Source organism: Halobacillus shinanisalinarum (assembly GCF_022919835.1).
Classification (GTDB): Bacteria; Bacillota; Bacilli; order Bacillales; family Halobacillaceae; genus Halobacillus_A; species Halobacillus_A shinanisalinarum.
In genome coordinates this window covers 3,109,920-3,126,415 of record NZ_CP095074.1, presented here as the reverse complement: position 1 = coordinate 3,126,415, position 16,496 = coordinate 3,109,920, and the positions used below count along the sequence as shown (strand labels likewise).

General features: G+C 40.4%; 9 protein-coding genes and 2 pseudogenes. 7 read left to right on the top strand and 4 right to left on the bottom strand.

From position 1 onward, the window contains the following. Positions 1-98: 98 nt before the first annotated feature. Entirely contained in the window at positions 99-1,790 is a 1,692-nt protein-coding gene (betA, locus tag MUO14_RS15635; RefSeq protein ID WP_244751545.1) for a choline dehydrogenase, read from the bottom strand. Positions 1,791-1,825: 35 nt separating this feature from the next. Beyond that, entirely contained in the window at positions 1,826-3,292 is a 1,467-nt protein-coding gene (gene betB / locus MUO14_RS15630) for a betaine-aldehyde dehydrogenase (protein ID WP_396265633.1), read from the bottom strand. Between the two features lie 421 nt (positions 3,293-3,713). On the opposite strand from betB, the pseudogene MUO14_RS15625 reads away from it, so the two are divergent. Continuing rightward, positions 3,714-5,374, top strand: a pseudogene (locus MUO14_RS15625) (sodium:solute symporter family protein). A gap of 990 nt (positions 5,375-6,364) precedes the next feature. Here MUO14_RS15625 and nfsA read toward each other — a convergent pair. Both nfsA and MUO14_RS15615 read right to left on the bottom strand, forming a co-directional pair. Then, entirely contained in the window at positions 6,365-7,105 is a 741-nt protein-coding gene (nfsA, locus tag MUO14_RS15620; protein ID WP_244751544.1) for an oxygen-insensitive NADPH nitroreductase, read from the bottom strand. 173 nt (positions 7,106-7,278) lie between these two features. Beyond that, complete coding sequence (locus tag MUO14_RS15615) at positions 7,279-8,382, bottom strand: Gfo/Idh/MocA family protein (RefSeq protein ID WP_244751543.1); 1,104 nt, start codon at positions 8,380-8,382, stop codon at positions 7,279-7,281. A 258-nt stretch (positions 8,383-8,640) separates the two neighbouring features. Between MUO14_RS15615 and MUO14_RS15610 the strand changes: the two genes are divergently transcribed. The 6 genes and pseudogenes from MUO14_RS15610 to MUO14_RS15585 all read left to right on the top strand — a co-directional run bounded on the left by MUO14_RS15610 (position 8,641) and on the right by MUO14_RS15585 (position 15,680). Next, positions 8,641-9,000, top strand: a complete 360-nt coding sequence (locus MUO14_RS15610) for a winged helix-turn-helix transcriptional regulator (protein WP_244751542.1) — start codon at positions 8,641-8,643, stop codon at positions 8,998-9,000. 313 nt (positions 9,001-9,313) lie between these two features. After that, positions 9,314-9,645, top strand: a pseudogene (locus tag MUO14_RS15605) (IS3 family transposase); the annotation flags it as partial. A 257-nt stretch (positions 9,646-9,902) separates the two neighbouring features. Continuing rightward, positions 9,903-11,786, top strand: a complete 1,884-nt coding sequence (locus MUO14_RS15600; RefSeq protein ID WP_244751541.1) for a sigma 54-interacting transcriptional regulator — start codon at positions 9,903-9,905, stop codon at positions 11,784-11,786. 270 nt (positions 11,787-12,056) lie between these two features. Then, the gene (locus MUO14_RS15595; RefSeq protein ID WP_244751540.1) at positions 12,057-13,247 is read left to right on the top strand and encodes a mandelate racemase/muconate lactonizing enzyme family protein; all 1,191 of its coding nucleotides are present in this window, start codon (positions 12,057-12,059) and stop codon (positions 13,245-13,247) included. Between the two features lie 143 nt (positions 13,248-13,390). Then, positions 13,391-14,182 carry a fumarylacetoacetate hydrolase family protein gene (locus MUO14_RS15590; protein WP_244751539.1) on the top strand — a complete coding sequence of 264 codons (792 nt, stop codon included), beginning with the start codon at positions 13,391-13,393 and terminating at the stop codon, positions 14,180-14,182. 217 nt (positions 14,183-14,399) lie between these two features. Continuing rightward, complete coding sequence (locus tag MUO14_RS15585; RefSeq protein ID WP_244751538.1) at positions 14,400-15,680, top strand: dicarboxylate/amino acid:cation symporter; 1,281 nt, start codon at positions 14,400-14,402, stop codon at positions 15,678-15,680. Positions 15,681-16,496: the final 816 nt, after the last annotated feature.

The following is a 16,496-nucleotide window of genomic DNA, read 5'->3' as shown; positions in this document are numbered from 1 at the left end:
ATGATTTTACCACTTTACGCTCTCACTATAACATAAATCGAAATCAGGAGCCTGCACAACGCCCCTGATTCCGTATTATTTCTTAATTCAGTTGCAAATTAACCTTTTACAGTACCCGCATCAGCTGGATGAACTCCGTGCTGGTAATATTCAAGGTGCTCAGGTTCAAGCGGTTTTTTACCCTGAATGATGTCCGCAGCTTTTTCTGCAAGCATCAGTACCGGCGCGTGGATGTTTCCGTTTGTCACGTAAGGCATAGCCGATGCATCAACGACGCGCAGGTTATCAAGACCATGAACTTTCATCGTCTTCGGATCAACGACTGCCATCGGATCGGATGCCGGTCCCATTTTTGCTGTACAGCTTGGGTGAAGGGCTGTTTCCGCATCTTCTGCAACCCAGTCGAGGATCTCCTGTTCTGTCTGAACGGATGATCCCGGAGAAATTTCTCCACCATTATAAGGCTTCATCGCCGGCTGGGACATGATTTCACGAGTCACTCGTACAGCTTCGACCCATTCGCGTCTGTCCTGTTCCGTAGAAAGGTAATTGTACACCATGCTAGGATGTGCTTTTGGATCATTCGATTGAATTTTCAACGAGCCGCGAGCGTCGGAGTACATTGGTCCGATGTGAACCTGGAACCCGTGCTCGACTGGTGCTTTTCTTCCGTCATAGCGCACCGCTACCGGCAGGAAGTGATACATCAGGTTCGGATAGTCGGCATCTTCGTTTGAACGGGCGAAACCGCCACCTTCAAAGTGGTTTGTCGCAGCTGGACCTTTGCGTCCTAGTAACCACTGCAATCCAATCCAAGGCATCTTCGTTTTTTTCAGGTTCGGCTGTTCAGATACTGGCAGTGGGCAGGCGTGCTGAATGTAAACTTCAAGGTGGTCCTGAAGGTTTTCCCCTACACCAGGAAGGTTTACTTTCGGCTGAACGCCTACAGAACGAAGGTGTTTCGGATCACCGACACCGGAAAGCTGAAGTAGCTGCGGCGTGTTGATCGCACCACCGGAAAGGATGACTTCTCCTGCTTTTACGTAATGCTCTTTTCCGTTTCGTTTATAAGTCAAACCCAAACCACGAGCCTTCTCACCGTCGATATCGATGTGCTGTACGAATGCACGTGTTTTTACCGTAAGATTCTTGCGCTTCATTGCAGGGTGCAAGTACGCACGTGATGCGGACATGCGACGGCCTTTGTATACGTGCTTATCGAACGGGCCAAAACCTTCCTGACGAAATCCGTTCACGTCAGGCGTGCGGTAATGGCCGGCTTCGACAGCTGCGTTGAAAAAGGCTTTGAAGAGCGGATTCGTCGCCGGACCCTTCTCCAATTTAATCGGACCGTCATGGCCACGATATTTATCATCTTTATCCGTGCCGAGCGCGTTCTCCAGACGTTTGAAGTATGGTAGGCAGTGAGCGAACCCCCACGTTCCCATTCCTTCGTCGGCACCCCAGCGCTCATAGTCTTTCGGGTTCCCGCGCTGATAGATCATGCCGTTGATTGAACTTGAACCACCAAGGACTTTTCCGCGGGCATGCTTGATGCGACGGCCGTTCATGTAAGGCTCAGGGTCGGACTCATATTTCCAGTCATATAGCGATTTACCTGCAGGGAACGGCAGCGCAGCCGGCATCTGAATCAGCAAGTCCCACGCATAGTCACTGCGTCCCGCTTCAAGTACAAGTACACTTTTCGTTCCGTCTTCACTAAGCCGGTCGCCGAGGATCGATCCCGCACTTCCGGCACCAATTACAACAATATCGTATGATTCATTCATATTAAGAACCTCCTCAGAAATTTTATCGTCAGCGATTACTTGAACCAGTGGATCGGTTCAGGCTTCACGTTACGGAAAATATGTTTCGTTTCTGTATATTCTTCAAGACCAGGTTTGCCGAGTTCACGGCCGATTCCGGACTGTTTATATCCGCCCCACGGTGCCTGTGCGAAGTACGGATGGAAATCATTGATCCAAACGGTGCCCATGCGCATTTGACCAGCCGCACGTTCCGCTTTATCGATGTCTGTCGTGAACACCGCACCGGCAAGTCCGTAAATCGAATCATTCGCTAGGTTCACTGCTTCTTCTTCTGTCTGGAAACGCTCGACTGTAAGAACCGGGCCGAACACTTCCTCCTGCACAATTCTCATATCAGACGTGCACTCTGTGAAAATCGTCGGCAGGTAGAAAAAGCCGTCCTGAAGCTCTGGATCTTCCGGACGTGCTCCTCCGACAAGCAGATTCGCACCTTCCTGCTTCCCGATCTCTACATAACTTTCGACTTTGCCGCGATGATCAGCGGAGATGAGCGGCCCAGATTGTGTATCTTCTTTGAAACCGTCTCCTAACTTAATTCGTTTCGCGCGCTTCTTGAGTTCCTCCACAAAACGGTCGTGAACGGAATCTTCAATGATCAGTCTTGCTCCTGCAGAACAAACCTGCCCGGCATGGAAAAAGACTGCGTTCAGTGCCTGGTCGACAGCTGTTTCGAAATCAGCATCAGCGAATACAACGTTCGGGTTCTTCCCGCCAAGTTCAAGCGCAATTTTCTTCACGTTTCCGCTCGCTGTCTGCATAATTTTCTTTCCTGTTTCAATACCTCCAGTGAAAGAGATCAGATCGACATCTTCATTTTCTGCCAGTTCGTTACCTACAGTTGCACCAGCGCCGAGTATGAGGTTGACAACCCCTTTAGGGAACCCTGTTTCTTCCATCAGTTCCGTAACTTTCACAGTCGTAAGTGGAGTGATTTCACTAGGCTTTATAACGATCGTGTTTCCTGCTGCCAATGCCGGCGCGATTTTCCATGCTGCTTGAAGTAGCGGATAGTTCCAAGGTGTAATTTGACCGCACACACCGACCGGTTCGCGGACGACTTTACTCTGACTGTCCGGGATCGGGGATTCAATCACTTCGCCGCCATCTTTATCCGCAAGACCTGCGAAGTAACGGAACACTCCTGCGATATCTTCCATGTCCGCACGGCTCTCTTCCACTGTCTTTCCGGTATCAAGCGTTTCGAGTTCGGCAAGTTCTTCTTTATCCCGTTCAATTAGCTCTGCAATGCGGAGAACTTTCTGTCCGCGCTCCGCTCCTGGCGTGTCTTTCCACTCGCCGTTGTCAAAAGCTTCTCTTGCTGCAGCGATTGCGAGCTTCGCATCTTCTGCATCCCCTTCAGCCACTGTCGCAACGACTTTCTGGTTGTACGGGTTGATGATGTCTCTTGTGTTTCCGGATTGGGCGTCTACCCATGCTCCGTTAATGTACATTTGTTTCATAATCGTACCTCCTTTTTTGTACTGTTTATTTTATTTAATTTTTTTTAAACGTTTTTAACAATTTTGATAATATCACAGGGATTTTATGTTGTAAACAACTACTCCTCATTCTTTTTAAGATAAGAGGGTTCGAAAATCAATAAACAAGTCGAAACCGCAACTCCCCGCTCCCTCTCCTACTTTTAAAAAATCTGTCCATCCCTTGCCGCTATAAGTCTGAGCCGCAATATCCTCCAAAAAGTGAGTTGACAAACGTTTATTCTACGTTAATGTAAGAGATGTTAATTGTTTAATAATTATTAAACGTTTTAAATTAATTAACAAGAACCGGTTCTGTTGCAAGCTTTACATTTAAAAAAAACGATCTGTTTACCTTTCAAACAGATCCATAACAAAACATATAAATAAAAGGAGTGATTGCGTGCAACCACAACCATCTGCAAAGCCAGACAGGAAGCAGGTCAAAAAAAAGCAGGATACTAACGTTCAAAAAGCAGGATTATTAGGATTTTTAGGGTTACTTCTCATCGTCGCACTGTACGTAGGATTTACAGGTAACGATGTGAATTGGGGAGCATTGGCATTTATGTTCATCTCCTATGCTGTCATCTTCTACATCGGATCCATCACCGCCGGGAAGAAATCGGACAGCGCAAAAGATATGATGGTCGCCGGCCGATCCATGCCGCTGTGGATCGCAATGTTCACAATGACCGCGACATGGGTGGGTGGCGGATATATTGCAGGGACAGCCGAGACGACGTTCGCCTCAGGTATTGTCTGGGCTCAGGCACCTTGGGGATACGGACTCAGCCTTATTATTGGTGGTATTTTCTACGCCCGTAAAATGAGAAGGTACGAGTTCACGACGATGCTCGATCCACTGGAAGTACGTTTCGGAAAAAAAGTTGCAGGGGTTCTTTACCTGCCTGCACTCTTAGGAGAACTATTCTGGAGTGCTGCGATTCTCGTTGCGCTCGGAACAACGTTCGGCCTGATTCTCGGACTGAACTTCACCACATCCATCATTATTTCCGCCATTATTGCCATCGCATACACATTTGTCGGTGGTATGTGGTCAGTTGCTCTCACCGACGTAGCTCAAATCATCATGATTATCATCGGCCTATTCCTCGTCGTTCCGTTTGCACTCTCTGAAGTCGGTGGACTCGGTCAAGCATGGGGAGCTTACAAAGAAGGCATGGCCGGATTTACGAATCTCTTCCCGCCGCTCGATGGCTGGAATCATCCGGACTGGGGAAATTATTACTGGAACTGGTGGGACTATGCATTGCTGCTCATCTTCGGGGTATTCCTTGGCAGGTTTATTTCCAAAGGGTTCTTTCCTCGAAAAATGAAAATACAGCGATGTGGCTCTCGATTGCAGCCGGTATCCTATGTATTGTTCTTGCCGTACCGGCCGTTATGATCGGTGTCGCAGGTTTCTCTGCTGACTGGGCGAGCTACGGAATCGAAGGCCCTGGTGCCGCTTCCGAGATTCTCGCTTACGTCATCAACTATATGTCACCTTATGTCTTTTCTATCGTCGCGCTCGGTGCAGTAGCAGCAGCGGTCATGTCATCGATGGATTCTTCCATCCTTTCCGCATCTTCCATGGCAGCATGGAACATTTACCGTCCGCTTGTGAAACCGAAAGCGACTGGAAAGGACATTAAGCGTACGATTCGTGTTTCTATTATCATTATTGGACTCACAGCAACCATCGTCGCACTGAACATCGACAGCGTGTACACGCTCTGGTATCTGTGTGCCGACCTCGTCTACTGTATGTTATTCCCTCAGCTGACGACAGCATTGTTTGATAAAAAAGCAAACACATACGGAGCGATTGCAGGACTTTCCGTTTCCTTCTTCCTTCGTTTAGGAGGAGGCGAACCAGCTCTCGGATTATCGGCATTTCTTCCGTATCCGATGATCGAAGACGGCGTCGTACTCTTCCCATTCCGTACGCTCGCAATGGTATGCGGACTGCTCACCATCATCATCGTTTCACGTCTTACACAAAAGGCTTGCCCACCACAGCCTCTCAGTAAGCTGAAAACCGAAATGAAAGAAGACTAAATTTTAAATCGGGCAGCTCTTTATAAACAAGAGCTGCTCGTTTTTTGTTTGATCTGAGGGGCTGGAGTTTTTACTGGTGGAGCACTTTTAGACCACCTTCTATCTAATCTCTCCCTTACTTAGAGAAAATTACTTTGGTTACTATGTTTTCGATAAAAAAATGAATACATACCTTTTTTAACCATCTTAGTTAAAGAAACTAAAATAGTGAATTTCACTTTTACTTATCCTCATTCACCTAAGAAAAGAGCAAAGGTTTGGTTTAGTTAACAATTCTTAGATAGTTTAGAAATCTAAGAATCTCCTGCAGATGAAAATAAGCTCTTCAAAAGTTCTCTGAACTTTTGAAGAGCTTATTAATTCTATATTTAATATTAAATCCCAGTCATTTTAGGCTTTCAAGGCTTCAAAATCCTTGTCATGAAAGGATTTTGGGCGTTATCACATCATGCCGCCCATGGTTTCGTCTAAATAAATGGGAGACAATAGAATACATAAAATAAGTCACAGAAGATTCTATAATACACAAACCAGATATTATTATTAATGAAACCTAAGTAATTATGAGATGCAGTATGTCAAAAAGTATGTCATTCCATCGCATGTAAGAACCTGGCATTTTCAATAAGAAAGCTCGCTTTGCATTTCTCACTCAGAAAGCATTTCTGTTCTTCTTTCACACCTTCCTTAGATGTATATCTCCCTTACCTGGTTCTCAACAGAAACGCCTAATACAGATATGAAATTTTTTCAAATTAAGGGGACGACCTACTGCTTAGAAGGTTGCATGTTAAGGACCGCCCTTTATTAAATCATTTAGGCGAATGACCTCCTCCTCCCACACTCAAAAAATCGATTCTGATGAGAACAGTGAATGGATTTGAATAGAAAGTTGCAATTATTGTGAATAAGCATCAATACTAAGAAGGTACCCGTATTTTATTTCTTCAGATCTGTATCTCCTATTAAATCAATTCAATTAATGAAATTCTATTTTTTAGCAAATCCTTGCTTGTTTAAATACTCGAGCATGAAGGTCAGCCTGCTTCTTTCAAGATGATCCTCAATATGATCTTTCCATCCCTTTACTTTCTTTACTGTAAAAGGCGCTTTAACTGGTCGATCCTGGTAATATTCACGCATCTGTTGGTCATAATTTGCTAATTTTTCTTCATCTAGTGGCTGATACTGATTATCAAACATGACCATCGATTGAGGCAAACGTGGTTTTATTCCAGGTTTCTCTCCAGCAGGATAGCCAATGCATAGCCCTACTAAAGGAATCACATACTTGGGTAACTTTAATACCTCGGTTAATTCTGAAATATTAGCTCTTATTCCACCGATATAGACACCACCAAGTCCCATTGACTCTGCTGCAGTCAAAGCATTTTGAGCCATTAGCCCAGCATCGAATGAGCCTATTAAAAGGTATTCGATATACTCAAGGTCAACATTGGGAGCAATTTGGTGATTTCGGTTAAAATCTGCACAAAAAATCCAAAACTCTCCTGCTTCTTCAATATAAGGTTGATTTACAGAGAGTTGCATCACTTTTTTTCGTAGTTCTGGATCTGTAATTCTTATGATAGAAACCACTTGTAGTAGACTGAATGATGACGTTTGATTAGCTGCCTGAAAGATTGCTTCCCGTTGTTCCTCTGTCAATGGTTGATTTGTAAAAGAGCGAATAGATGTATGATTATGAAGATATTCAAGGGTATTATTCATTTGAAATCTCTCCTATAGTTCTAATTCATATTTAGCCTTAAGAATGCTTAAGAATGGATGTGCTGATATATCTAATAGAATCAAAGGATTAACAAACCAGTATCTATTGGAACGATAGCTAAACCATCCTATCGTATTGTTAAACCCTGTCTAGTCATAAACTTTAAGAGGTTTTATAAATACTGACGTTCTCCAGTTTGTGCTGCTCTTTCCACTGCATCAAGAAGCAGATGAAGTTTTACTGCATCTGCAAAACTTGGTGTTTCGGACGTTCCTTCTCGTATATCCTTAACAAATTTTCTGTGGGCCTGAGCGACATTCAGAACAAGTCCTGCATCGTTCTTAAGGGAATCTGGTCCCCAGTAATACGAATCTGGAATAGTTAAATCCTGAAGTCCTTCATCATCAGAACCTGCTCCCCGTAACTGGTATGATCCAAATTGAATGGAGGCAGGCGCATTAAGGACGATCGTGCCCTTGTCTCCGAAAATTTCAAGAGTAAGTCCTGTTTGGTGCTTTACTCCCCCTTGTATATGAACGCTAGCAGCTGCACCGTTGGTCAATTTTCCTGTAATCAGTAACTGATCGTCTGTCGTTTTTTCAATGATTTCTCCGGTATCCACCAATTCAACTTTAGGGAATTGTTGCGCTGTGACGGCTGACAGCTCTTTAAACTCTCCAAGCATGTAGGTAAATGCATCAAGATTATGACCACCTACAATCGTGAGCAAGTTCCCTCCTATCTTCCGATCAAATAAGTACGCCGTGGCCTTGTCCCCCACGCCTCCCATTGCATCAATAGAGATCTTTAAATTGCCTGACAGAACACTTCCAACATAGCCTTCCGCCAATAGATCTTTCACATAATTGATTGCTGGAGCCTGTCTCGCCTGCAGCCCAATCGCATTTGGCACTTTACCAGCTTCCACCATTTCCTGCATGGCGACCGCTTCAGTCGTATTCGAGCCAAGAGGCCATTCACAATAAATCGGTTTTCCGGCAGGAACAATTGCTTTTACTGCATCATAATGGTCCTTTACGTTGATGCTAACGACACTCATATCTACATCGGAATGGTGAGCCAAATCCTCAAATTTATCAAAAGCGTGAGTTGCGTTAAATGCTTCTGCACTTTTCTTGGCACTCTCCATATTGCTCGTCCCAACTGCTTTAAGTTCAAGCTCATTTAGTTGCTCTATAGCTGGTATATGTGTCCCTTTAGCCCATCCGTTATTGATCGAACCACCTATAATACCTGCACGTACTTTCTTGTCCATGTAAAACAACTCCTTTTTATAATTAACCTGTAAAATATCGAATCCATGTTTCCATTCTGTTATTAAACGATCCGAATCTGATGTTTCACACTTAAATGTTCTGTTTTATTCCATAAACTTGTTTCTTAACTAGTAACTTGTGTAAAGAGTATCTGTTACATATACTAGAATAAAATCATTTCTCATCTTTTTGAAGAAGGCAATAAAAATTGACGTAGTACATTTTTTTGTACTTAGCAGTAGAAAGCAGGTGGAATGGTGTCTAGAATATGTAAAGATGGATTTGATGAAGAGTGTATAAAGGAACAAAGAGAAGTATATGGTATAGCCTATACCCAAAATATACTTTCCGGTCGTTGGAAATATCTGATCCTTTGGTTTTTAAAGTCCACAGAACGTCGTTATAGTGAAATCAAAGCTTTTTTAGGCGATATTTCCCAAGGTTCTCTTACAAAGCAACTTCGAGAACTAGAGACAGATGGTTTAATTAACCGTAAAGTTTTCCCGGAAGTACCTCCTCGTGTTGAATATTCACTAACCTCAAAAGGGGAAGAATTCATTCCAATCATTGATTTAATGGAAGAATTCGGGAAGAAGTTTGGAGAACAAGTAGACTAACAAGTAAGTCTAAATTAATCTAAGGTGTGGGCTCACAAGTCCAATGAACTTATAAGAGGCTTCTGAAATAATATCTATCCTCGACTCTGAATTAGGCTAACCTTTATCCTAGCTTCTATTGCAAATGACACATAAAGATAACTTTAAACACCCATTATAACTGAAGCAGAATCCGGGAATTGTTTAGTCGCTACGGTAAAAAAAGCTATCATCTTCTAAAAAGTACCCTATAGAGTAGACACTCAAAAAAAGTCTACCTATAGGGTACTTTTATGTATAAATAAGAAAAAATAGTGAAATGGAGAAACAAAAAATGAGTAAGAGGTTATTCACTGAGAAAGAAATCAAAGCATTATCTGAAAAAAAGCTGTTAGTGATAAAGGAATTACGTATACAGATGAATTCAAGCGAATTTTTATCACTGAAAATGAAAAGGGTAAATTTCCAAGACAAATATTTGAAGAACATGGATATGATATAGATAGTATTGGGATAAAGCGTGTAGAATCTTCCGGTAAAAGGTGGCGTGCAGCACACAGAAATAGTGGAATAGCTGGGTTGCAAGATACACGAAAAGGTAATTCTGGTCGACCAAATGAGAAGGATCTATCTATAGAGGAAAAATACGAACGTTTGATGTTAAAAAGGTCGATATGGCAGAAAGGAGACTGGAGAAGAAAAGGAAATAAATATTAACGTTGTTCTTCCTAAGCTTCACATATCCTCCGACACGTTCGCGAATGTGTACTTTTACATACGCATCACACGTTAATGGAATACCCTATTGTACAAATGATAGTAATTTGAAATAATTTTTTTAAGGAAAAGGGCCAGATTACGGAGTACCGACTGCTGAATCAGGTACTGTTTTCTTTTAAGAGTAATTAATTGGAGGGATAATGATGGATAATATTTATGTTATTGCTCCTTTCGATTTGACAAAAGAGCAAATACATCTAATGGAAGAACAGATGATTGATCGACCTTATAAAGTGACTTTCATAGAAACTTTGTTCCCATATGAGAAAACATTACAAAAGATCCCTGCGTCCGCAAGTGTTATTGTCTCTAGAGGTGGACTCGGTGAATATTTACATACTGAAGCCCAAATTCCCTACGTACATATACCAGTTACTCCGTATGATTTATTACGTGCAGTTGCTCAGGTATATGTGAAAGGGTACCGGAAAATAGTTGTTTTAATGTTCCACCAAATAATAAATGATACAGAAGCATTCTCTTTAGATTTTAAGGATGCAACAGTACAAGTCCTAAGTTATAACCACTCAAAAGATTTAAATCAAGTGCTTCAGGATCTAATTAAAACGGAACAGGTTGATGTGATTATTGGAGACCGACGTGCAGTGTTATCTGCTGATCAATACAGTCTTGATACACGTCTTATAAAGTCTGGTCAAGAGGCTTTACAACTAGCATTGGAACAAGCGATTCGGACAATTGAATTGAAATATCAAGAACAAAGTAAAATCAAAGAACTTGAGTTGATTTTACACTCCATGCAACAAGCAGTTATTGTTGTTGATGATAAGAACAAGATTAAAACGTATAATGAGAAGGCAAAAACGATTTTTCCGCGCTTGATTCAATCTAATGCATATCGCAAAGTGGTTTCGAACGAAACCCTCATTCATCATATCGACAATCAAGAAGATCATCGGAATATTCTAGTTGAAGTTGAAAGTCAAAAAGTACTGGCCACAACCTTAATAACGAGAACAAGTGGACTGAATGCTGGTGCCATTCAAATGTTTGAAAAACTTGATGATATTCAGCAATTAGAATTAAAAATTCGAAAAGAAGTGTTTAAAAAGGGTTTGATCGCTAAACATACGTTTTCAGACGTTATAACCGTAAATGAAGAAATGAAAAGTTTAATACAAACGGCTGCGGTCTATGCACGTTCAGAAGGCACGGTTCTTATTTATGGTGAAACGGGCACGGGTAAGGAATTGTTTGCACAAAGCATCCATAATGCTAGCCACCGACAAAAGAATCCTTTTGTATCATTAAATTGTGGTTCATTAAGTGAATCCTTATTGGAAAGCGAATTGTTTGGTTATGAAGAAGGCTCATTCACTGGTGCAAAGCGTGGGGGACAAGCTGGACTTTTAGAGCTGGCACATGAGGGGACGCTGTTTCTGGATGAGATTAATGAGATGTCACGTGCCTTCCAAACAAAAATGCTTCGGGTTCTGCAAGAGCAAGAAGTTAGACGAGTCGGTGGCAAACGTAATATTCCAGTTGACGTAAGAATTATATGTGCTTCCAATGTACCAATCGAAAATCTCATTGAACAAGGGGAGTTTAAAGAAGATTTCTTTTATCGTATCTCCACTCTACCTCTTGATATATTGCCTTTACGAAATCGAAAAGACGATATTATACCTTTAGCCCTCCATTTTTTAAAGACCGAAATGGATAGAGAAAACCGGTATTTAACGTGGCAGGACACGTCACCCTTTTCACCGCTAATATTTTATCCATGGTTGGGGAATGCACGAGAACTTCAGAATATCATTCGACGTATAGTCATTACATACCCGCACAACGAAATTACAAAAGATGGGGTAGAACAATTTTTTAAAACATCCTTGAGAAAAAGAAAAAAGGAAATCCTCATTCCAGTGCTGGACTCCTATAAAGATATGGAGAAAGAATTGTGGAAGAAACTCTTTCACCAATTCACCGGTACCAAAGAAGAATTTTGTCAGAAATACAACATTAGTTCGACAACATTGTGGCGAAAAATTTCAAACGGGAAATAAACCATTTCATATTTGAAATGGTTTTTTATTTTCTTTAAAATGGCTTACCTTTTTCATGATCCATAATTTAACTTTTGTAATTAAATGTTGAAAAGGACTTGGGATTTATTTTGCTTTTATGTTTCCTATTAGCACGCCAATAGGAGCCACTCTTTGGGACAGGAAGAATAGTGATGTTACAACATTAGATTAATTTCAAAAGAGTCTTTGCGATAGTTGGCACAGAATTTGCAATATAATAAGTGAAAATAAATAAGGAGTGTTTAATCTATGAAAATTGTTAGTATCAAAGAAAAAGCTGTACCAATTAGTAGTAATATCAGCAATGCATTCATCGATTTTAGTAAAATGAATGTTTCTATTGTTGGAGTAGAAACAGATGTGGTTCGTAATGGTAAGCCTGTAGTGGGATATGGGTTCAATTCCAATGGTCGATATGCACCAAGTGGTTTATTGAAGGAACGATTCATCCCCCGTTTACTAGAGACGCATCCGGAAGAAATTGTAAATGATACAGGCACTAACTTATCCCCAGAGAAGATACATCAAGTGTTGATGAATAACGAGAAACCCGGGGGTCACGGTGAAAGAACTGTCGCAGTGGGTACCTTAGATATGGCTGTATGGGATGCGGTTGCGAAAATAGAGGATGTACCTCTTTACAAATTTCTTGCGGATCAGTATGGCGATGGAACTATTGATGAAAAAGTATTTGTATATGCGGCAGGTGGGTACTACCACCCAAACAAGGGGCTTCCTGAATTACAAGATGAGATGAAATCCTATTTGGATATGGGTTATTCAAAAGTGAAAATGAAAGTTGGAGGCGTCCCTCTCGAAGAAGACCTTAAACGAATTGAAGCTGTTATTGATGTTGTCGGATCCGGACAAAATTTAATGATCGATGTGAATGGGCGATTTAATTTGGAAGAAGCTATTCAGTTTGGTGAGGCCATTAAAGATTATAATTTATTCTGGTATGAAGAAGTTGGTGATCCACTGGATTATCACTTACAAGCAGAATTATCAAAAGTCTATCCGAATGCTATCGCAACAGGGGAAAATCTCTTCTCTGTTCAGGATGCCACCAATTTAATTCGATATGCGGGCATGAACCCAAAAACAGACTTTTTACAATTCGACTGTGCGTTAAGTTACGGACTTGTAGAATACATGAAGATTTTAAAGATGCTTGAAGAGAACGGTTGGTCTTCTAGAAATTGCATTCCGCACGGAGGTCATCAAATGTCACTAAATATTGCAGCGGGATTGAAATTATATGGAAATGAGTCCTACCCCGGTGTCTTTCAACCCTTTGGCGGCTTTGCGGATGGTTGCGCTATAGATAATGGTTATGTTGGTCTCCCGGATGTTCCAGGTATTGGATTTGAAGCAAAAGAGGACTTATATCAACTATTAAAAACATTGAATTTGGAGCAAAAGAAGACTTATATCAACTAAAAACACTATAATTTAAATGAATAAGATGAATTTTATTGAAATCTAAGTGGGGTATATCTTCCAGGTGTGCCTCTCTTCACCTTCTTATAAAAATTTAATGAAATTTTCAGGTTCATGGATAGGTCAAAAAAGGAGATGGTAATTTGTTAAAAGTAAAGACACAAATGATTGTTCGTTATTTAGCCGATGATCAATCACATTACGGATTACGTGAGGGTAACAATATCATACAATTATCAAGTGGTTTTTCTGAAATTGCTAATGGAGATTTTAAGAAAGATGGTGTCGTACATCAATACAGCAATGTGAAAATATTAGAACCTGTTCAGCCAACCAAAATTGTGAACTTTGGTTGGACATATGCTGAACACGCCATTGAAACAGGTGGTAAAGCACATCTTAAAGAACCTTTTCTATTCTTAAAACCATTATCTGCGCTAATTGCAGATAAAGAAGAAATTGTCCTTCCAGATAATAACATGACATCACAAGTTGAGCTGGAAGGGGAATTGGCGCTAATCATTGGCAAACGAGGGAAAAACATATCAGAAGGAGAAGCGATGAATTACGTTTTTGGGTTTACCATCTTTAATGATATTACCGCAAGAGACCTTACAAGGGATGACCCGCAATATACAAGGGGTAAAGGGTTCGATACATTCGGCCCTCTCGGCCCACATGTAGTAACTGGTCTTGATCCATCTAATTTGCAAATTACATCAAGGCTAAATAATAAAATTGTACAGGACGGCAATACAAGTGAAATGACGTTAAAAATTCCATATTTAATTAGTTGGTTATCACAAATTATGACATTAGAACCTGGGGATGTTATAGCAACGGGATCCCCTTCTGGCAGCTGTACAATGCAATCTGGTGATACTGTCGAAATAGAGGTAAGCGGTATTGGAAAACTACAAAATTATGTACGATGATCGTTTCTTATGATGTGTTTAGGGATCAGAACAATTTTAAATAGTTGTCTATGAATAAAAGGTTTACTGCTGTTGTATTGCGGCCTCCTCACTTTTACGTGAAACCGCTTACTTTTGTATCTATTATAGTTAACGTATATATTATGGGGACAAACTTGTAAAAAAACACCAATGTGAACGCTTTCATTAACTCGTTATATGAAAGGAGAAAATCATTATGGGCGAAAAGAAGGCTGAGGAAAAAAAGAGTTTATTTAAAAAGTTTATGGAAATGAATTTATTTACTAAAATTATGATTGGTTTCGCCGTGGGTATTATAGCAGGCCTCATACTCCGAGAAGAAGCGGCAATGTTTGCTTTCTTAGGTACTATTTTAGTGAATTTACTACAGATGATCGTTGCCCCTTTAATTTTCTGTGTGATTGTAGGTGCTATCGCAAATGTAGGTAAGGGGAATAATAAGAAGCTTGGTCGAATTGGCTTAAAAACCGTCATGTGGTTTTTAGGCACAACGGCTTTTGCAATACTTATAGGTTTATTCTTTGCTAATCTGCTGAATGTGGGAACCGGGGTAACTATTCCAACACCGGGTGATGCAACGGAAGTAACTGAAGCTGCTGAAGGATTTTCTGTAATGGATACAATCGTAAATATTGTTCCAGTTAGTATTTTTGAAGCTTTAGCAGAAAATAGTTTACTTTCAATTATCTTTTTTGCACTTCTACTTGGTTTTTCAACCCTCGCATTGGGCGAAAGCGGGGAAAAAGTACGAGATTTTTTCAATACAGGGCAAAAATTGATGACGAGATTAACAGAAATCGTTTTAGAATTTACTCCGATTGGAGTATTTGGTTTAATGGCAGATGTTGTGGGAAATGTTGGTTTAGATATACTTTTCCCTTATGCTAAAGCAATTATCGCACTTTTCCTGGCTTGTATTTTATTTATAGTAATTGTACAAGCAGGAGTTTTAGTAGGCGGAGTTGTAAAAATATCCCCAATAAGATTTTTACGAGAAATGAAAGATGCAATGGCTTTCGCTTTTGCAACCTGTTCTAGTGTTGCAACTCTACCTTTAACTTTAAAAGCTACTTTAAGATTAGGAGCAGATGAAGATACTACAAACTTTGCTGTGCCTTTAGGATCAGTTATAAATATGAACGGTACAGCCATTTATCAGGCGGTTTCTGTTATTTTTGTCGCTCAAATTTATGGTGTAGAACTTTCTATCGAAACTCAATTAATGGTAATGCTTACCGCGACATTAGCATCTATAGGTACTGCTGGTGTTCCTGGATCTGGATTGATTATGTCTGTAATTGTACTCCAGGCTGCAGGTTTACCATTAGAAGGTGTAGCATTATTAGCTGGTATCGATCGTATTATGAATATGGGTAGAATTGTACCGAATATTGTTGGAGACGCTGCAACTGCTTTACTAGTTTCTAAATCTGAAGGTACTTTAGATGTTAATTTAAAAGAAAAAAAAGTAGGGTAACCTTTCTCAAGGGTACCCCCTCATCAAAGTGCACATGCCCTAATAAGGCATACGGCTTACCAGTGTGTTACATTTGTTTATCAATCGTTACTAGTCGTTGGCTGGCATTTATTTTTCGCAAACGGTCAGGAGTAAATTATTCCTGACCTTTTTCTTTTGCTCTGGATTTGGCTCTTTTCTGTTTGGCTAGTTGAGTCTGGTTCATTCGTTGAATATCTTGAGAGGCCGTTAGATTTAGTAAACGATTTTAATAATCAGTCAAAATCCAGTCTTTTAAATGGTTGCTTTTAAAACGTTAAAAATCTCAGATTAATATCTTTTAAGACAAAATCATTCTAGTGAAAATTATAAATGAAAAAGCCTCTCAAAAGTTAATTAAACTAATGAGAGGCTAACAAAAATATAATATTTTGCTTTTTTGAATGACAAGAAGTATGTCAATCAGTGTTAAAAACAAGCAACAAACCCCTTCATATCAGGGTTTCGGGCGTTATTACATCATGCCGCCCATGAATTCACCAAAGAATATAATAAACTAATAGGTGAGCTTAAGCTTTATTCAGTCTTAGACCATATAATAAGACTAAAGGGGATGACAAATAATGAGAAAAAGTATGTCATTGATTATGTCATTTGATTATTGGTTGGATTTAAAACTATTTCCCGACACTACCGTGCAATTACAACACATCTTGTACAAATCAGCTACTCTATATTTAATCGTTGAATTAACTCTTTAATAAAAGATTCGCCAAAAGTTAAAACCATTTTTCATGTAAATGACTAATACTATATATTTGTATCCAGCACTAATTT